The 19,163-nt window shown below is 42.6% G+C and carries 18 protein-coding genes; 12 read left to right on the forward strand and 6 right to left on the reverse strand.

Translation table 11 applies throughout. From position 1 onward, the window contains the following. Positions 1-3,447, forward strand: coding sequence for a hypothetical protein (locus C900_RS14070; RefSeq protein WP_009580645.1), 3,447 nt, complete (start codon positions 1-3; stop codon positions 3,445-3,447). A 60-nt stretch (positions 3,448-3,507) separates the two neighbouring features. On the opposite strand, the gene C900_RS14075 is transcribed toward C900_RS14070, so the two are convergent. Together C900_RS14075 and C900_RS14080 are read right to left on the reverse strand one after the other, a co-directional pair. Then, on the reverse strand, positions 3,508-3,882 hold the full coding sequence (locus C900_RS14075; protein WP_009580646.1) for a hypothetical protein: 375 nt from the start codon (positions 3,880-3,882) through the stop codon (positions 3,508-3,510). Positions 3,883-4,004: 122 nt separating this feature from the next. Continuing rightward, entirely contained in the window at positions 4,005-4,265 is a 261-nt protein-coding gene (locus C900_RS14080; RefSeq protein ID WP_009580647.1) for a hypothetical protein, read from the reverse strand. A gap of 183 nt (positions 4,266-4,448) precedes the next feature. Between C900_RS14080 and C900_RS14085 the strand changes: the two genes are divergently transcribed. The 3 genes from C900_RS14085 to C900_RS14095 are packed head-to-tail and all read left to right on the forward strand — an operon-like array spanning position 4,449 to position 6,031. Further along, positions 4,449-4,991, forward strand: a complete 543-nt coding sequence (locus C900_RS14085; protein ID WP_009580649.1) for an RNA polymerase sigma factor — start codon at positions 4,449-4,451, stop codon at positions 4,989-4,991. Next, complete coding sequence (locus C900_RS14090; protein ID WP_009580650.1) at positions 4,988-5,548, forward strand: YciI family protein; 561 nt, start codon at positions 4,988-4,990, stop codon at positions 5,546-5,548. The genes C900_RS14085 and C900_RS14090 overlap by 4 nt, the downstream gene beginning before the upstream one ends. A gap of 6 nt (positions 5,549-5,554) precedes the next feature. Further along, positions 5,555-6,031: a DUF6265 family protein gene (locus tag C900_RS14095; RefSeq protein WP_009580651.1), complete on the forward strand. Its 477-nt coding sequence runs from the start codon at positions 5,555-5,557 to the stop codon at positions 6,029-6,031. A 98-nt stretch (positions 6,032-6,129) separates the two neighbouring features. Here C900_RS14095 and C900_RS14100 read toward each other — a convergent pair whose 3' ends face one another. Together C900_RS14100 and C900_RS14105 are read right to left on the reverse strand one after the other, a co-directional pair. Further along, complete coding sequence (locus C900_RS14100) at positions 6,130-6,879, reverse strand: ABC transporter ATP-binding protein (RefSeq protein WP_009580652.1); 750 nt, start codon at positions 6,877-6,879, stop codon at positions 6,130-6,132. 3 nt (positions 6,880-6,882) lie between these two features. Continuing rightward, the gene (locus C900_RS14105) at positions 6,883-7,611 is read right to left on the reverse strand and encodes an MlaE family ABC transporter permease (RefSeq protein WP_009580653.1); all 729 of its coding nucleotides are present in this window, start codon (positions 7,609-7,611) and stop codon (positions 6,883-6,885) included. Between the two features lie 130 nt (positions 7,612-7,741). On the opposite strand from C900_RS14105, the gene C900_RS14110 reads away from it, so the two are divergent. The 4 genes from C900_RS14110 (at position 7,742) to C900_RS14125 (ending at position 11,165) form a co-directional block, all read left to right on the forward strand. Then, on the forward strand, positions 7,742-8,446 hold the full coding sequence (locus C900_RS14110) for an SDR family oxidoreductase (RefSeq protein ID WP_009580654.1): 705 nt from the start codon (positions 7,742-7,744) through the stop codon (positions 8,444-8,446). A gap of 116 nt (positions 8,447-8,562) precedes the next feature. Then, positions 8,563-10,551, forward strand: coding sequence for a (E)-4-hydroxy-3-methylbut-2-enyl-diphosphate synthase (ispG, locus tag C900_RS14115; protein ID WP_040496810.1), 1,989 nt, complete (start codon positions 8,563-8,565; stop codon positions 10,549-10,551). Positions 10,552-10,587: 36 nt separating this feature from the next. Continuing rightward, on the forward strand, positions 10,588-10,797 hold the full coding sequence (locus C900_RS14120) for a DUF6728 family protein (protein WP_009580656.1): 210 nt from the start codon (positions 10,588-10,590) through the stop codon (positions 10,795-10,797). Continuing rightward, the gene (locus C900_RS14125; RefSeq protein ID WP_009580657.1) at positions 10,797-11,165 is read left to right on the forward strand and encodes an MmcQ/YjbR family DNA-binding protein; all 369 of its coding nucleotides are present in this window, start codon (positions 10,797-10,799) and stop codon (positions 11,163-11,165) included. Before C900_RS14120 ends, C900_RS14125 begins: the two co-directional genes overlap by 1 nt. A gap of 41 nt (positions 11,166-11,206) precedes the next feature. Here the strand turns inward: C900_RS14125 and C900_RS28490 are convergent, their stop codons facing one another. Beyond that, positions 11,207-13,093: a cadherin domain-containing protein gene (locus tag C900_RS28490; protein WP_009580658.1), complete on the reverse strand. Its 1,887-nt coding sequence runs from the start codon at positions 13,091-13,093 to the stop codon at positions 11,207-11,209. 275 nt (positions 13,094-13,368) lie between these two features. Here C900_RS28490 and C900_RS14135 point away from each other — a divergent pair, with 275 nt between their 5' ends. Further along, positions 13,369-14,136, forward strand: coding sequence for a hypothetical protein (locus C900_RS14135; RefSeq protein ID WP_157494033.1), 768 nt, complete (start codon positions 13,369-13,371; stop codon positions 14,134-14,136). A gap of 51 nt (positions 14,137-14,187) precedes the next feature. On the opposite strand, the gene C900_RS14140 is transcribed toward C900_RS14135, so the two are convergent. Continuing rightward, complete coding sequence (locus C900_RS14140; RefSeq protein WP_040496811.1) at positions 14,188-14,661, reverse strand: hypothetical protein; 474 nt, start codon at positions 14,659-14,661, stop codon at positions 14,188-14,190. A 433-nt stretch (positions 14,662-15,094) separates the two neighbouring features. Between C900_RS14140 and C900_RS14145 the strand changes: the two genes are divergently transcribed. The 3 genes from C900_RS14145 (at position 15,095) to C900_RS14150 (ending at position 19,161) form a co-directional block, all read left to right on the forward strand. Beyond that, on the forward strand, positions 15,095-17,173 hold the full coding sequence (locus C900_RS14145) for a M13 family metallopeptidase (protein ID WP_009580661.1): 2,079 nt from the start codon (positions 15,095-15,097) through the stop codon (positions 17,171-17,173). Between the two features lie 64 nt (positions 17,174-17,237). Then, complete coding sequence (locus tag C900_RS30960; RefSeq protein ID WP_009580662.1) at positions 17,238-17,402, forward strand: 30S ribosomal protein THX; 165 nt, start codon at positions 17,238-17,240, stop codon at positions 17,400-17,402. A 355-nt stretch (positions 17,403-17,757) separates the two neighbouring features. Continuing rightward, a complete protein-coding gene (locus C900_RS14150; RefSeq protein ID WP_009580663.1) occupies positions 17,758-19,161 on the forward strand; it encodes an anthranilate synthase component I family protein in 1,404 nt (467 codons plus the stop codon). Positions 19,162-19,163 lie beyond the last annotated feature (2 nt).

The following is a 19,163-nucleotide window of genomic DNA, read 5'->3' on the forward strand; positions in this document are numbered from 1 at the left end:
GTGATCAGGAGACTTTCCATAGCATTTTTTCTTATCTTATCCTTCACTTTGTCATGGGCGCAGGAGGAGAATCAGATATGTGTATGGGTCGATGTTTTTGACAGGCCTCTTATCCTCGACAGCTTGTCAATTATACCAGGATCTGTGATTATCCATCACCAGGATAGTGCGCATTTTAAAATAGATCATGAGTTGAGCACAGGGCAGATTACCATTTCTGCTCCAAATGCCACAGATTCTATTCAGGTTTGTTTTAAGGTGTTTCCGGTTAGCTTTCATCAACAGTATTACCACCGTAGCCTGCAGGTGTATGATTCTAATGCCTTTTTTAAGGATCCTGTTCAGGAAGACGACATGCTATTTCAAAGGGAGGAACTGTTTGCAATAGAAGGATTGAATAAAAGCGGTAGTATCAGCAGAGGGGTGTCCTTTGGGAATAACCAGGATGTTTTTGTAAACTCCACTTTGAATCTGAATATGGAGGGCAAGCTTACCGATGATCTGAACATCCGGGCAGCCATCACCGATCAGAACGTGCCATTTCAGCCCGAGGGTAACACACAGCAGCTTCAGGATTTTGACAATGTGTTCATCCAGGTGTACAATGAAAAATTTTCAGTGACAGGGGGTGATGTGGTACTCAAAAGCCGGCCTTCCTACTTCATGAAGTATTACAAAAATGTGCAGGGCGGATTGGCAGAGTTGAACTACCACCTATTCGATAGCACTAAAGCCACTACTTCCCTGGGTATTTCCGTTGCCAAAGGCAGATTCGCATCAGTTCAGATACCGCCGATCGAAGGTGTGCTTGGGCCTTACAGAATCCCGGGGCCAAACAATGAAGCCTTTGTTATTATTCTTGCAAACTCTGAAAGGGTATTCCTGGATGGAAAACAGCTCACCAGGGGCTTTAACAATGATTATGTGATTGACTACAACAGTGCCGAGATCACTTTTACCAGCAATGTGCTGATCACTCAATTTTCCAGGATCAGGATTGATTATGAGTATTCTGATCAGAACTATAGCAGAACAATAACAGCGGCCAGTCATTACCAGGAATCAAAAAAGCTGAGTTTATTTGTAAGCGCCTACAGTGAAAAAGACAATCGCAATCGCCCCTTGCTGTTGGATCTGGAAAATGAAGATAAAGTGCTGCTCAGCCAGATAGGAGATAATCTGGACCTGGCAGTTACTTCAGGAGTTGATAGTATTGGTTTTAGCAGCGATCTTATATTGTATAAAAAGACCACAGCCACTGACGAGGTGGGTATGTCATATACGATTTACCAGTATAGTACACATCCTGATAGTGCTGTTTACAGAGTTACGTTTTCCAGCGTTGGCCTCGGCAATGGAAATTATGTGCAGGCTCAAACCACTGCCAATGGCCGTGTATATGAATGGGTGCCTCCGGTAAATGGGGTGCCACAAGGAGAATATGAACCCGTAATCGGTATCAGAGCTCCTAATAAGAAGCAACTGATTACGATGGGTGGCAGCTATAAGGTCAGTCCATATGAAAGCACCTATACCGAGCTTGCTTTTTCAGATCATGATATCAACCTGTTCTCTGAACTAGACGATGGCGATGATAAAGGGTATGCTGTTAAGGGTGGCTTTACTTCTGAGGGTAGGCCTGTATCTTTTCTAAATGGTTATAAATGGCGCATTTTTGCCAGTTATGAGTTGGATGGTAAATATTTCAATCCTATCGACCGGTTCAGATATATAGAATTTGACCGCGATTGGAATTACGACCCTGCTATTGACCTGAGGCGAGAGAACGATCAGATCATCAACGCAGGGATTGGCTTTGGAAAAGATCAGGATAATCGTTGGCTGTATGAGGTGACACACCGGAGAAGGGATAACCAGGTGAATGGATTCCAGCACAAAGCCAATGTGGATAAAACCCTGGGGAAATTTCAGCTTCGTACTTCGTTATTCTACCTGGACAATATGCTGGACTCACTGGAAGCTACCTGGGTCCGGTATGCTACGGATATTTCCTATAATTCAAAATTTTTTGTGCCCGGATATATTTATCATATAGATAAAAACCGAATAGCTACGGATATTGCTGACTCAGTTGTACGATCATCCATGTATTTTGATGAACATGTATTTTATCTGAAAAACGGTAAAGGCATCAAGCTCAATTATGAGTTGAAGCACAGTATAAGAGAGGATAGGATACCTGTAAGTGGCGATATGGAGCCTTATACCTATGCCAATACCACGCAATTTTTCTTAAATAAAGATGCCGGGAAGCATAAATTAGGGATAGTGTTGACCTATCGGAAGCTGGATTATCAGATGCTTGAGGAAACAGACGAAAGTATAGCGGGGAGGCTGGACTGGCAAAGCTACTGGTTGAACAGGCACCTGCGTTCTGATCTTACCTATGCCATATCTAACGGGCGGGAGCTTAGACGCGAATTTGTTTATATCAAGGTGCCACCCGGAGAGGGCACTCATACCTGGAGGGATTTGAATGATGACAATGTGCAGGACCTGAACGAGTTCTTTGAAGCTGTGAACCCGGATGAAAGAAATTATGCCAAAATATTCGTGCCTACCAATCAATATGTGACAGCCTTTCAAAATTTGCTGATCTACCGTATTGCTATTGAAGCACCACGTACCTGGAGCAGGGAGGAAGGTGTGAAAAAGGTGCTAAGTAGATTTTCCAATAACACATCCTGGACGGCTGATGTAAAAACTACGGATGATGCTATTGAGACCCGCTTGCTGGGATTCGCACGAAACGTAGAAGATACATACTTATTAGCAGAAAGAAATATTCTGAGATCTACCCTTTTTTATAATCGGGCAAGCCCTCGGTATGGTATTGAGCTTAGCTATTCAGATGCAAAAAACAGGCAACTACTTACCAACGGGTTTGAATTTGTGGGTACGGAAGAATATTTATTAAGTGTGAGGGTTAATCTGGGGCGTCTATATAGTTTTAATATAAAGACATCGACTTCACTTCGTGAGGTGAATTCAGATTTTCTAGAGGGAAGGAACTACCTGATAGACTCCTACAGGATCAACCCGGAGATTGCATGGCAGCCCAAAGGAAATATCCGGGTCTCCGGTCAGTACGGATACGAGGCTAAGGAAAATATTTATTCGTCTGAATCAGGTGAGAGCGCTTTTTTTAATGAGTTCATACTGGATCTTAAATTAAATAAAGCCGTAAAAAGTACGTTTAATGCACGAATAAGGTGGGTGGAGATTGATTTTACCGGAGAGGAGAATACACCTATTGGATACGATCTGCTTAATGCTTTACGACCCGGGAGAAACATTACGTGGGGGGTTAATTGGCAGCAGCGGGTGGCATCAGGCCTTCAGCTTAGTCTGAGTTATGATGGCAGAAAATCAGAAAGTGCCGATGTGGTGCATGTCGGACGTGTACAGGTAAGCGCGCTTTTTTGAGCAAAACATCGTCAGCACTGGAAAAATCCATACATTGGATAACCCACTAGATTTTCTGGTCTACCTGTTTAACCACTCTACAGCGGCTTCTTCAGTATAAAAAGGTTTGAATTCTACCCCGCACTGCTCCTCGTTCACCAAAATAGGCATGATCACCTGTTCCGGCTTTTGCATAATAAGAGCTACTTTTGCTTTAGAGAATATATGATTTCGCTCTTTGTATATATTGGCGATATCTTTCACCCGGTCAGGGTCTACTCTTAACCGGGCTTCTCTATAGTCGATAATGAATTGTTTAGTATGATCAGGAAATAGCTTTGCATGAATAATGGATTCCCAACTGGTGATCAGATCACCCAGATAGATATCTCCTGAGAGCTTTTTATAAAATATTCCCTTTTCCTGATCGTAGTAGCAATTAACCTTTTTATCCATGGATTTCGCTTTAGGCCGAAACTCATAAATATAAAAAGACTTTGATGAAAGGATAATATATTTCTGCTAAAATATAAGAACCGTTTAACGGCTAAGCACGGACAAAAATTTTGTTTATAAACCTAAGGCTTTATAATATTCTGCTTTTTCAGCATTTCCGTTCTTCGTTCTTCCTGGCGCAGCCAGTCTTTAAACATCTCAGGATATTTAGCTTCGAAATCCGTTGTTTTTTCTATTCCCTGAGATAAAGTATAGAATACGCCTCTTTCAATATCGTAGAACAAACCAGGCTTATTTACCAGGCGAAATTTTCTATCAAAGAAGCTCTCTATTTCGATGTATTCATTAGTAGTAGTTTGTATGAATTTCGGGTGCCGTCTCATTTTGTAGAACTTTATCCACAAATATACATGTATTTGCGAAATTTCATTGCTGTTATTTGATGTGTCAGGGCTTAGCATGCACCAATGCCCCTTTTGAGTTGATGGATAAAAAAAATTACTTCGCCATACAACCTTTTGAGTTAGTGAAAGCACTAACTTATATTAAAAATACAAAATAAATTAATGCAGGCAGATAAGGAATTGGTGCAAAGTTTTTTAAAAACAGGCAGCGAAGCGGCTTTTCGAGACTTGTACAGCGCTAAAACTCCGGATTTATATCGATTAGCGCTACACCTTAGCGGGCAAGACCAATACATGGCCGAAGAAGCTATACAGGAAATGTGGTTAATAGCCATTCGGAAACTGCAGATGTTCCAGTGGCGGTCTACGCTACAAACATGGCTGACGGGAATACTGATCAACATAGTGAGGCAATTACGCAGGAAGGCCTTTCAACAGGCTGTCGGGATGGATGAAATAATGAAGAACGGGGGGCAACTTCAAAAGCCTATGGATATAGATGTTTATGATTTGAAAAGCGCCATTGCAAAACTGCCGGATGGCTACCAGCAAGTACTGGTCCTGCATGACATTGAAGGGTATACACATAAGGAAATTGCAGAAATGTTAAATATTAATGAGGGGACCAGTAAAAGTCAGCTATTTAACGCCAGAAAGGCTTTGCGAGTACTTATACATCAAAATATGAAGGAGGTAAGACCATGAACAATCACGAGGAGCTGACAGATCGGGAAAAGGAGCTTTTTCAGGAACTGCACCAACCGGTTGAGATACATCCCGGGGTGGAGGAGAGACTCGTACAGAAGCTTAAAAATACCGGATTGATAAAAGATACAAAATCAAAACTTATGAATTGGACTATTGGCATAGCAGCGGCTGTTGCACTGCTGGCAACGGGAGCTTTTATGGGGAGATATCTTATTAATGTGGCGCCAAATGCAGAGCCATCATACAACTACATGCTGGTATTATATGAGGATGAGGCCTTCTCTGTTGGCGACCCCGAGGCCTTGTTTAATGAATATTCCGCATGGATGCAGCAGGTTTACCAAAAGGGGATAACCATTGATGGACAGGAGATGAAACCTGTGTCAGTAATAATTGAAGCAGAAGGCCAAAACCATCAACCCGATAAAAAGGTAGGAGGGTATTTTGTATTGAAAGCATCTTCTTTGGACGAGGTGATAGCCATAGCAAAAGATAGTCCGCATTTGAAATATGGAGGTACTATTGAGGTAAAAGAATTTATGATACGAAATTAAAAGAGAATGAAAATAACGGTACTAATACTGGCTGGTTTGCTGAAAGCCTTGACAGTCCAAGCACAGTCAACAGGCCGAGAAAAACCTGTATTCTCATGGGAAAGCGCTCAATGGCTTACCGGATATTGGGTAGGTGATGGTTTTGGAGGTGTTTCGGAAGAAATATGGGCGCCAGCTAAGGATAATACCATGATGTGCATGTATCGTCATATCAAAGATGATAAGGTCACCTTTTATGAATTTGTGCACCTGACCCCCGAAGGTATGAAGCTAAAGCATTTTAATCCTGATCTTACAGGTTGGGAGGAGAAAGACAAGTTCGTAACCTTTCCTTTATTGGGCATAACGGAAGATAAGATCATTTTCGATGGGCTCGAAATATGGAGAAAATCCGGGAATGAAATGGACGTTACGCTCACGTACAATCAAAATGGACAGGAAAATAAAGAAGTTTTTCACTATCGAAGACGGGTGTTGGAGTGATTCTTTAGAAGAACGGCAGCATACATCCTATTTCGGATGCCTTCTCTTCTGATTTTCCAACTCAGGATCTTCTCTTCGTCAACTTTGGTACTTCTTCCTCATATTTCCCGGAGCTTTCTCATCACCTTGTTGGCAAAAACGAAGTCATCGAATTCTTTAATTCCGGAAGTCATGATCTCGTTTTTATTGCCCTCCCAAAGCTTTTCACCCTTGTAAAGGAACATGATCTTGTCACCTATGCCTAATACCGAGTTCATATCGTGTGTTACCACAATTGTGGTAATGTTGTATTCCTCGGTAATTTCCAGGATCAATTCATCAATAAGTATAGAAGTTTGTGGGTCCAGCCCCGAATTTGGCTCATCGCAGAACAGATAGCTGGAGTTATTGACAATAGCCCGGGCAATGCCTACACGTTTTTTCATCCCACCGCTGATCTCAGAGGGCATTTTGTGATTTTGACCGGCCAGGCCAACACGCTCCAGGCAGAAATTAACACGGTCCAGCTTTTCAGCTTTAGGCATTTTTGTCAGCACATCAAGAGGAAACATCACATTTTGCTCAACTGTTTTTGAATCAAACAATGCTCCTCCCTGAAATAACATGCCTATTTGCCTTCGGATCTCCGTTTTTGTGTCTCTATTGGAGTTAGTAAACTCCTTATCATCAAAGTAAACGTGTCCTTCATCAGGTTCGATGAGCCCTACAATACATTTTAAAAGCACACTTTTTCCCGTACCGCTGGAGCCGATAATGAGATTTGGCTCCCCCTTTTCAAAGGTACCGCTGATCCCCCTTAGCACGGGTTTACCATCGAACGATTTATGTATATTTTCGATCCTGATCATATTTTACAAAAGTAATTGGGCCAGTAAGTAATCGGCAAGCAATATGGCTATTACACTTTGCGTTACTGCTGAAGTACTGGCTTTTCCAACCTCTACAGCCCCTCCCGTAGTATAATAGCCTTTAAAAGAAGATATTGAGGCTACCAAAAATGCAAAAACAAAGGACTTAATTAGGGCAAACGTCACCGTATATTCGTTAAAATCGAACCTGATGCCATATATATATTGAGTAGCTGTAATTACTCCGGTGAATACACCGGCCAGATATCCACCCACTATAGCCAGCAGTCCTGCTATTATAACAAGCATCGGGTACATCAGCAACGACCCTAATATTTTAGGAAGCACCAGGTAAGACGCGGAGTTGATGCCCATAACCTGGAGAGCATCTATCTGCTCGGATATCCTCATGGTGCCAAGTCCGCTGGCCATGCTTGACCCTACCTTGCCGGCATATATAACGGCAATGATGGTGGGAGCCAGCTCCAGTATGGTCATATCTCTTACTACCAGGGAAATAACATAGTTGGGGATCAGTGGATTTACAAGATTGTAGGCTGTTTGTATCGTAGTAACAGCCCCCATGAAAAATGATACCAGCGATACCAGGAAGATTGAATTTATACCTATGGCGATACATTCTTCGATAGTCAGCTTGAAGTATGTTCTGAAGGTCTCCCTGTTGACGAAGAGAGAACCCAGGAACATGAAGTATTTACCTATGGTTTCCATTAATTTCTTATAAATTTATAGCCGTATGCGGATTTTTGATCATCGCCCGGTAAAAAGATAGTAATATTATGATTAATGGCTTTGCTATAAAAATGTTTTGATAAAAAAATAAAAATCGTACAAACAGGAAATGAATAAAATAGCTGTAGTAACAGGAGGAACAAAAGGAATAGGAAAGGCATTGGTAGACCTATTTTCCGAATATGGTTTTGACATAGCGGTGTGTTCAAGAAATTCGGAGCAATTGAATATCCTTAAAAAAGAAATTGAACAAAAGTATGACAATAGAGTCTATGTGATGAAAACCGATATGGCTGAGCAGAAAGAGGTGCTTCGGTTTGCTGAATATATTGGAGAGCAGGATGGTGAAGTAGAGATATTAGTGAACAATGCAGGGATTTTCATTCCGGGACAGATACACACTGAAGAAGATGGTGTACTGGAAATGACCATTAATACCAACTTGTACAGCGCTTATCACATGACCCGGGCTCTTATTCATGGCATGAAAAAGCGCAAATCAGGACATATTTTTAATATTTGCTCCACGGCTTCGTTTGTACCTTATGTTAATGGCGGCTCTTACTGTATTTCCAAATTTGCCATGCTGGGTATGTCGAAGGTGTTAAGAGAGGAGATGAAGGAGCATGGTGTGCGGGTTACATCAGTAATGCCCGGAGCGACACTCACGGCTAGCTGGGAAGGGGTAGATCTTCCGGAAGACCGGTTTATGCGGCCTGAGGACGTGGCAGCGGCTATTTGGAATGCTTATAAAATGTCGGACCGGACGGTGATCGAAGAAATCGTGATGCGTCCGCAATTAGGTGATATTTAAACAGGTTCAGAGTTTTGAGCTTGCAATTTTTTCATCTGCCGACTGTAAACGGAGAACAGGGAACTATCAAACTGATAATATGTTTTGTTACTTTTGTAGAATAATAGATCAGGGAAGTGAATACAGAAATTACTAACGCCAGGCAGTACTGCAATAGCTTAACATCCTACTCAAGAAGGAAGACGCGGGTTGTGAATATTGGGGATGTGCCACTGGGTGGAGAACATCCTGTTCGTGTACAATCGATGACCACAGTGGATACCATGGATACGCTTGGTTCTGTAGAACAGGTCATTAGAATGGTGGATGCGGGCTGTGAGTACGTGCGAATAACTGCTCCAAGTATAAAAGAGGCTCAAAATCTGGAGAACATCAAAAAAGAGCTGCGAAAGCGAGGATACCAGGTGCCACTGATCGCAGATATTCACTTTACCCCAAATGCTGCCGAGCTTGCTGCGCGAATAGTGGAAAAGGTGCGGGTTAACCCGGGCAACTATGCCGACAAAAAAAAGTTTCAGCAGATAGAATATACAGACGAATCGTACCAGGCCGAGTTGGAGCGGATCAGGGAAAAGTTTACCCCTTTGGTTAATATATGTAAAGAATATGGCACGGCCATGCGTATCGGCACCAACCATGGCTCGCTGTCTGACAGGATCATGAGCCGTTATGGTGATACGCCACTGGGGATGGTGGAATCTGCCCTCGAGTTTGTAAGGATCTGTGAAGAGTTGAACTACTACGACATAGTGCTTTCCATGAAAGCAAGCAATACGCAGGTAATGGTGCAGGCTTACAGACTGCTGGTGAACAAGCTGAATGAGGAAGGCCTGCAGCCTTATCCATTGCACCTGGGTGTAACCGAGGCAGGCGAAGGTGAAGATGGGCGAATAAAAAGTGCGGTAGGCATTGGCGTGCTTTTGGAAGATGGATTGGGTGATACGGTGCGTGTTTCCCTTACGGAAGAACCTGAGTTTGAGGCGCCTGTGGCCAAAACTATGGTTCACAGGTACTACGACAGAGCCGGACATGGACCCATCGCCCCTATTGATGAAAATCCGGTAGATCCTTTTAGCTATGGCAGGCGGCATACACGGGAAGTAGGCAACGTTGGTGGACAAAACGTTCCACGTGTGATTGCAGACATCAGCAGGTTAGGCGTTCGTGATTATAAAGACCTGAAAGGAATAGGTCATTTCTATTTGCCAGAGCCTGATAAATGGAGAATGAACGATCTTGGCGCAGATTATATCTACTCAGGTTATGCTCCTGTTCCTTTTATGCTACCCAACGGTTTGAAAGAGATCCTGGAGTATGACACCTGGTCAACCCTGGACGATAAGGTCAACAAAGTACCCCTGCTTACTGTTCGGCAATTTCTTAACGAAGCACATCAACATAACACCATCAACTTTGTGGCGGTTGGCCTGAAAGACCTGGATGCCGTCCTTTTGGAACGCCTGAAAGGAGATGCTACTGTCATACTTGTTCTTTCTACCGATAATAAACACGGCCTTGCGGAGCAAAGGAGGGCATTCTTTGAGCTGATCAGAAATAACCTGGAGATCCCCGTGATCATCAAACGTTCTTATGCTGATCTCACCGATGACCAACTACAGATCTATGCAGCTACTGATGTTGGAGGACTGCTGATCGATGGGTTGGGAGACGGAGTTATGCTGGGAACCGAAATAGCTGCCGGAGGAAAGTCAAGAGAAGAGATGCAGAACCTTGTGCAGAGTTACAATAACACCGGTTTTGGAATACTTCAGGCGGCAAGAACCAGGATGACCAAAACCGAATACATTTCCTGTCCATCATGTGGAAGAACGCTTTTTGACCTGCAGGAAACAACAGCTATGATCAGAAAGCGAACCGACCACCTGAAAGGTGTTAAAATTGGTATTATGGGGTGTATCGTAAATGGTCCCGGTGAAATGGCTGATGCAGATTATGGATATGTAGGATCAGGCAAAGGAAAGATCACACTCTACAAGGGCCAGGAAGTGGTAAAAAGAAGCGTGCCTTCTGAAAAAGCAGTTGATGAACTGATCGAAATCATCCGGCAGGATGGGAACTGGTTGGAGAAGAAATCTGAAATCTAAAATTCGTAATTCGTAATTCGTAAATTGTAAATCAAAATGGCTGATAAGAGGGTAGAAGAAAAAAACGGGAAAAACACGCTGAAGGATTATTTTGCCTTTGGAGAGGTGTTCGGTTATTTCTTTAGAAAGAGAGATAAGAGCAGGCCATCTAATTTTAATTTAAAAATGATGCATGGCATTAATAAGTTGTCCATCATTATTTTTCTGCTGGCAATTATTTTTTTGATAGTTAAGCGCCTGTTCTGATGAATATAGAGGAATTCAGAAATTTCTGCATGGCCAAAGCCGGGGTTACCGAGGGCTTTCCTTTCGATGAGACCGTTCTGGTCTTTAAGGTCATGAATAAAATGTTTGCACTGACTGGCGTGGATACATTTGAAAGCGCCAATCTAAAATGCGATCCTGACAGAGCGGAAGAGCTCCGTGAAAAGTATGCAGGTATCAAACCGGGATATCATATGAGCAAAAAACACTGGAATACTGTAATGATGGATGGTAGCGTTAGTGATCAACTCATCTATGAACTTATTGATCACTCTTATGATCTTGTTGTGGAGGGTTTGCCTAAGAAGCTCAAAGTGGAACTCGAACTTTTAAAAACACAGAATATATAACTGAGGAGCTGCTATCAGGTAAAACAACCCCTCAGTTTTACCTATTTTTTGTATAGCTTCAAATTATATTGGTCATTATTGGTTAGCACGGTAATGGTATAAATACCTTTCTTCAACTGTGATAAGTCCAGATCAGTAATAGTTTTAGAGGGAGCGTATTCCAGAACTACTTGTCCTGACGTATTAATTACCTGGATAAGTAATGGCTTCTCTGTTCCTTTAAGTACCTCAATGCTTACCTTATCTTTCGCGGGAACAGGAAATAATTTGATGTTTTGTTTTCTGACGTGGTCTAATGAAGTGGTAACCTCATTAACATCTGTAACCGTAATGTCAAAAGCCCTCTCGTAGATATTACCGCCGCTGTCCTCAGTGCGTATTCTCACACTATAGAGTGATTTACTTTCAAAATCGAATGATTCGGCAGTTAGCAATTCTGCTCCGTCAATAGAGAATGAGCTATTGTCACTATCCCCATTGCCGGCTACAAGAGAATAGCTGAATGTTTCCCCGGCATCTTCGTCAGTAGAGGATAACGTGCCGACAAGAGTGCCTGTGGCTTCATTTTCGTTAACACTAGCACTGCTTAGCGAGATATCCGTGGGACTTTCCTGGACATCGGAGACGGTAATTGTGAAAGCTTTCTCAAATCCGTTGCCTCCGTTATCCTCAGTTTTTATTCGTATATGATATGACGCCTTGCCTTCAAAATCAAATGATTCGGCAGCGATCAATTCGCTACCATTGATGGAGAAAGCACTATTGTCTGCACCTCCGCTACCTGCTATTAATGAGTAAGTGAAGGTGTCTCCGTTGTCTTCATCGGTAGTTGTTAAGGTGCCGACCACAGTGTTTGACGCCTCATTTTCATCAATGGAAGTATTGCTGAGGATGATGTCGGTAGGAGCCTCGGCAACATCATTGACTGTAATGGTAAAAGCCTTTTCATAGGCGCCTCCAAAGCCATCGTTTGTTTTTATTCTGATGCTATAAGTATTCTTACTTTCAAAATCAAAGGATGCCGCGGTCAACAATTGGTCTCCGCTGATGCTGAAAGAGGTATTATCGGCATCTCCTGTGCCTGCCACCAATGTATAAGTGTGGGTCTGGTCCGTATTACCATCGGTGGTGGAGAGTTTTCCGACTATAGTCGTTGTAGCGGTATTTTCATCCACAGAGGTATTATCCAGCATGATATCCGAGGGAGTGTAATTGGGCTCTTCGTTCACGACTACAGACCATGACTGCGTATTGCCTGCAGAGGAGGTGACTTCGAAAACAGCAGGGCAGGTAAAGTCGACAGCCACTCCACTTGCAGGGCTGGCGTTTGCTCCGGTGGATAGAGTAAACGTTGATGTAAGGTTTGTCATGTCTGTGCCATGAAAGACATCAATTTCAATCGCGTGATTGGTGTTATCAATAGTGGCTACGGAAGTTTGTTCATTTAAAGAGAAGGCTGTAATGTCAGCATCCGCAACAATGGTTGTGATTTCGGCAACACCTATATTATTTGATGTGGAGCATTCTGTCATGGTTTCTCCACTTTTTAATTTAATCTCAATGATCACATAGGGGTATTCGGCAATAGTAGTAGTATTAGGATAGCTTCCCCGATTGCCGATATAGGTTTCCCCAGGTAATAAATAAGGAGTATCCGAAGGGAAGATCGCTCCTCCCGCGGCTACATCTCCACCTAAAACCTGATCTTTGGAAACATAGCTCTGGATAAGCATTCTGTTCAGAAACATGGTATCCAGACCCACATTTTTTAATTCATATTCATATTGAATATTATCATCGGTCGGAGTATTTGTAATTGTGATTCTCGATACAATAAGATCTGCATTCGGACAGCAGTCAAAAGCGTTGGTCTTGAAGGATATAACACAACAAAGCAATAGAAGAATGTGTAGTAAAGTCTTTTTCATACAACACGGTTAAATGGAACAAAATAATTCGTCAATATACGTTAAAAAGATTTCGCACGTTTTGAAATGTAAAAAAACCTGGCAATTCCTGATGTTCTTCGCGTAAGTTTGAACATCTTGCCAGTGCGTTCAAAGGTGTAGATGTACCAAAATGCATTAATTTATAAGTTTTTATTTTAATTTATTACTTTTTAAAGCTACCTTTGAAGTTTGGCAAGAAATGTGTGAAAATGCCCCATATGGCCGTAGAGCTTGGGCTTCTTCAATTGGTTTGCATGAGTAAATTGTATCAACCTTTAGCTGCGATTATCCTGTTTTTGTGCGTTCAGGCATGCACAGAAAGAGCGATATGTCCTGCCTATCAAAGTGCCTTTATACATGATAAGGAGGTTTTAAAAAGGCACTTCAGCTACTTTGGAGAAGATTCCATGCCTAAGGTAATGGAGGCGAGTAAGGATAAGTTCCTTATTATCGAACCGATGTCTTATCGCAAAAAGCTTAGGAGCCTGGAGACCATCCCCATGAAGGATATCTATCCTCAGGAAGCAGATTCGCTGCGATTTGATGATAAATTTTATTTGGCTGAACGCGATGGTTATGATTCCACAGCAGTAATTGCAGTGGATACACTGGCTTCCGCTGCTGATAGTATCTATATGATCTCTCTGAAAAAGGAGAAGTTTAACATAGATCAGGAGCTTTATCTATGGTATCTGCGTGATTACCTGGTGTATCCTGACGTGCGTTTGCATAGGCAGGAAATGGCAGAGCAAAAGCGGGTTGAAGAGAAGGAGGAGCGCAAGAAGAAGGGTGTATTTGGTTTTTTCAGGAACCTGTTTAATAAAAAAGAAGAGCCTTCTGACAGCACAATATTTGACGTAGAAACCTCTGCAACAGAGCTCGATGGCAAATCAAAAAAGAAGAAAAAGCCACTAGGCCTCTTTAAAAAGAAGGAGAGATCAGAGGAAGAACCACAAGACCAGCTACCACCATCTCAACCAGCCCCGGTTGAGGAAGAAGATGATGGAGAAGACGATTTTTAGATTTACGATTTTAGATTTACGAATACCTAGCAACCTGTCCCCAGAGACCAGCTACCAGCTACCACTTACTATTAATTGTTCAGCATTAACCGGTATACGGATGTTATCCAGCAGCTTCTCTTCCAGCAGACTTGCCCATTCATTCAGGTAAAGTACCACATCTTCCTTTTTATTGGGTGTTAAAAATCGCTGACCCTTCTGTAAACGGTTAAGCACTTCTTTATCTGATAATTTTTCCAGCCGTTTCAGGTCATCCGTATCCAACCCAAAGTTGAGCATTTGGCTGATGAGGTCGTCCATAAGCAAGCCGCTGGTAGGGCAGTAATCGTTTAACTGCTCGTTCCAATCACCATATTTGTGCATAGCTCTACTATGGATCTCTGTTTTGGAGAGTTTGGTGATCTCCTGTGCCAAAAAGCCACAATTGCAGCTCCCCATATGTCCCCACTGGTAGTTATTACTGGCAGCTAATGCGTTTGCCGTATTTCTGATCGCTTTTATGAGGTGTAGACTTGGTTTTGCCATGGATTTAGTATTTAACGTGCGTTTGATATAGAAGGACCGATTAAAGGTATACATATCTGAAAATAAAGTCCAAAAAACCTCTTTTAGGGAAGAATGAAGAATCTTACTAAGTTCAAGGGTGCTATTAGCAACTTAGGAAGATCCTACTCCCGTCAGGAGGATAAGCATTTTATTTTATATCGAACCCACCGTTATTTAATAAGAAACAAATGACGGACTTGCATAGTTTCTGAATACTTAGCCGCGATTTCAAATTTCAAATTTTCAGATCGCAGATCTGCTCATACGCCGATTCATGCCCCGCACCCCTCGTGAACCTCCGCTGCACCACGGTTTCAGATTTCAGATTTCAAATCTGCCGCCCGTATAAGATCGCTCTGAAAATACATCAAAAACACCGAAGTTTAAAGTCTAAACACTAAACCCGTGAAATATGAAATTAAGTGATTTTAATCTTCGTCATGCTATATTGGCTTTTGGTGTAGGTGCGTTTGTAGCAGCCTGCACATCTGCAGAAGATGGTAAGTCTGACAGTGAAGCGGTGGTAGGGATCAACACTAGTTATATAGACTCTACTGTCCGGCCTTCTGATGATTTCTTTCGTTTTGTTAACGGAAAATGGATTGACCAGACTGAAATTCCCGGTGACCAGGGTCGATGGGGCAGCTTCAATGAGCTGAGAGAAATGACTAATGAAACCGTACTTTCAGTACTTGAAACAGCAGGTAAAAGCAACAAATACGGAGAAGGTACCGACCAGAAAAAAGCTACGGATTTTTATGCTATAGGTATGGATTCCCTCTTAGCAGAAAGAGTTGGTGCTCAGCCGCTGCAGCCTTATTTCGATAAAATAGGGCAGATCTCTGATGCCGGTGACCTTCAGAAATATCTTTCCGAGCAACAGACCTATGGAGGAGGCGCTTTTTTCAACTTTGCAGTATTTCCTGACCTGAAAAACAGCAAGGTGATGGCTACGTATCTGGGCCAGGGAGGCCTGGGACTTCCTGACAGAGATTATTATACCAAAATAGACTCAAAATCTCAGGAGATCAGAGATAAATATGTGAAGCATATAGCCAGAATGCTAACCCTGGCTGGCGATGAACCACAAATGGCTGCCGATCAGGCTGCCAGGATCATGGCCTTAGAGACCCGGTTAGCCGAAGCATCAATGACAAATGTGGAGCGGAGGAATATTCCTGCTCTATACAATAAAAGATCATTAACGGAATTGGCTGAACTGGCACCCTCCATTGATTGGGGGCAGTACCTCGAAGATATGGACGTGACCGGTATTGATACGCTGATCGTTATGCAGCCTGAGTTCATAGCTGAATTTCAAAAAATAACGGAAGAAGTGCCTGTTGCTGTGTGGAAAGAATACTTGCGTTGGAGACTTGTTGATGGTACAGCAGGATTTCTGAGCAACGAATTTGTTCAGGCCAATTTTGAATTTTATAGCAAAGAATTACGTGGTGTGGAAGAAATGCAGCCACGATGGAAAAGAGTTTTGGCTACCACAAACGGCTCACTTGGGGAAGCTATAGGGAAGCTATATGTAGATGAAAAATTTCCACCTGAGGCCAAGACTAAGGCACAGGAAATGGTAGAGAATATTAAACTGGCTTTTGCTGACAGGATCAAAAAGCTGGATTGGATGTCGGATTCCACCAAGGAGAAGGCACTGGAGAAATTGAAAACAATGACGGTGAAGATCGGTTATCCCGATGAGTGGCGCGATTACTCAGGCTTGATGGTAGAGGGTGATCCTGAAAAATCATCTTATATCCAGAATGTGCTGAACGCTTCGAAATTCGGATTTGAATACCAGATCAGTAAAATAGGCAAACCCGTGGACAAGAAGGAATGGGGCATGTCGCCACAGACGGTGAACGCCTATTTCAACCCCTTGTTTAATGAAATTGTATTTCCCGCAGCCATATTACAACCTCCTTTTTACAACTACAAAGCTGACATGGCAGTTAACTATGGTGGTATAGGCGCTGTCATTGGTCATGAGATCTCACATTGTTTTGATGACCAGGGCAGCAGATTTGATGCGGAAGGCAATTTGAAAAACTGGTGGACAGAGAAAGATGCAGAGAGCTTTAAGGCCAGAACGGGTCAGTTGGTGGCCCAGTATGATGCATATGAGCCGCTGGATAGCGTCCGGGTAAATGGCGCCTTTACACTCGGTGAAAATATTGGAGACCTGGGAGGTGTAAGTGCTGCTTATGATGGCTTGCAACGCCACCTGGCCGAGCATGGTAATCCCGGCCTTATCGATGGCATGACCCCGGAACAGAGATTTTTTGTTTCGTGGGCTACTATTTGGAGGATCAAGTATAAAAATGAGACGCTGCGCACTCAGGTCAATACAGACCCTCATTCACCGGGCATGTATCGTGCCAACGGCCCGCTTGCTAACCTGGAGACGTTCTACCAGGCGTTTAATGTTCAACCAGGTGATGGCATGTACCGGGCAGATAGTGTTAGAGTAAAGATTTGGTAATATTTTTAAACTTTATTAAACTTGTTTAAACGAGTTTAATAAAGTTATTTTAATCAATATCTATATGGGAAAAGGAGATAAAAAGACTAAACGAGGAAAGATCGCCATGGGTACCTTCGGAGTTTCCAGACCCAGGCCGAGTACTGGAAAAGGCAAGAATACTTCAGTGGCCGGAGAGCTAAATGAAGAGCCAAAGACCCGAAAAGCAGGGCCGTCAAAAAAGAAATAATTTTTTTTGTTTGCTTTTAAGTTTTCCTTTTATACTTTTGATCTGAATATGAAAAACAATTTCTTTAATAGCGCATGGTGGTGGCACTTTACTAAACTGTAAAGGAACAGCGTTATTGTAGATTTGAAATAGATCAAAGACATTTTAAGCCCGCTGTTCTCCAACAGCGGGCTTTTTTATTATCGATTTACGGGTATATAAAATGACAATATTCATAGCAAAAACAACTAAAGCATGGTGGTGGCACTTTAATCATTTCCAATGATGAGCAGTATCGCTATGCCAAATTTTAAAGGGCTTGCTGTTCATCCGGCAGGCCCTTTTTTATTTAATAATGATTTGTAAACAACTAAAAATGAAACGATTTACCTTAAAAACGAATACCAAAAAGCTGCTGGCGGATATGCTTACACCAGTGAGTATCTATCTAAGGCTGAGAGATAAATTTTCGGAAAGTATTCTTCTCGAAAGTTCGGATTATCATGGTACCGACAATAGCTTTTCCTATATCTGTTGCTCCCCCATAGCTTCTTTTGAGGTGAAAAAGGGACAGTTGCAGGTGGTATATCCGGGAGGGGATGTGCAACAAAAGGAGGTAACAAGGGAAAATATTCTGTCGGAGCTCGATGCTTTCCGCTCTGCGTTTGATTCGGAACCTACCGAACACAAATTCGTGACCAATGGCCTGTTTGGTTACATGGCATATGATGGTATTAAATTTTTTGAAGATATTGAGATAAGCCAGGTAAACGATGTTATCCCCGATATCATCTACAGGGTGTACAAGTACGTTATTGTTATAGATCACTTCAGGAATGAGCTTTACCTTTTTGAACATAAGGTGGAGGAGTTGGAGAAAAAGGGTAGTCTGGGATACCTGGAATCCCTCATTAAGGTAAATAATAACCCTCAGTTTGATTTTACACTTCAGGGTAAAGAACAGTCGAACTACACAGATGAAGAGTTTCTTCAGATCCTGACCAAAGGCCGGTCGCACTGCTTACGTGGTGATGTGTTCCAGATAGTATTATCAAGGAGGTTCCAAAGCAAGTTTTCAGGTGATGAATTCAATGTTTACCGTGCCCTGAGGTCTATCAATCCTTCACCATATCTCTTCTACTTCGACTATGGCAGTTTCAAGATCTTTGGATCATCCCCCGAATCACAAATAGTGATAAAAGGAAAGCAGGCGAGCATATATCCAATTGCAGGCACGTTTAAACGCACCGGCAATGACTCCGCTGATGCTGACCTTGCCCGGGAGCTGGCTGCCGATGAAAAGGAAAACTCAGAGCATGTGATGCTCGTTGACCTGGCCAGGAATGACCTGAGTAGAAGCTCGGAGAAGGTGGAAGTGGAGGTTTTTAAAGAGATACAATATTATTCTCATGTGATCCACCTCGTGAGTAAAGTCACCGGACAGCTTGCAGCACAATCATCACCACTAAAGCTTGTTGCGGATACCTTTCCTGCCGGCACCTTGTCCGGAGCGCCCAAACACATGGCCATGCAACTGATCGACAGGTATGAAAATATCAGCCGAAACTACTATGGAGGGGCTATAGGTTTCATGGGATTCAACGGAGATTTTAACCATGCCATTATGATCAGGTCTTTTTTGAGCAAAGACAATACGCTGCACTATCAGGCCGGGGCAGGTGTGGTGGCCAAATCACTGCCCAACAGTGAATTGCAAGAAGTAAATAACAAGCTTGCGGCTTTAAGAAAGGCATTGGAAATGGCACAGAGACTGAACTAGAG

The sequence above is a fragment of the Fulvivirga imtechensis AK7 genome (assembly GCF_000331535.1).
In the GTDB taxonomy this organism is placed as follows: domain Bacteria; phylum Bacteroidota; class Bacteroidia; order Cytophagales; family Cyclobacteriaceae; genus Fulvivirga; species Fulvivirga imtechensis.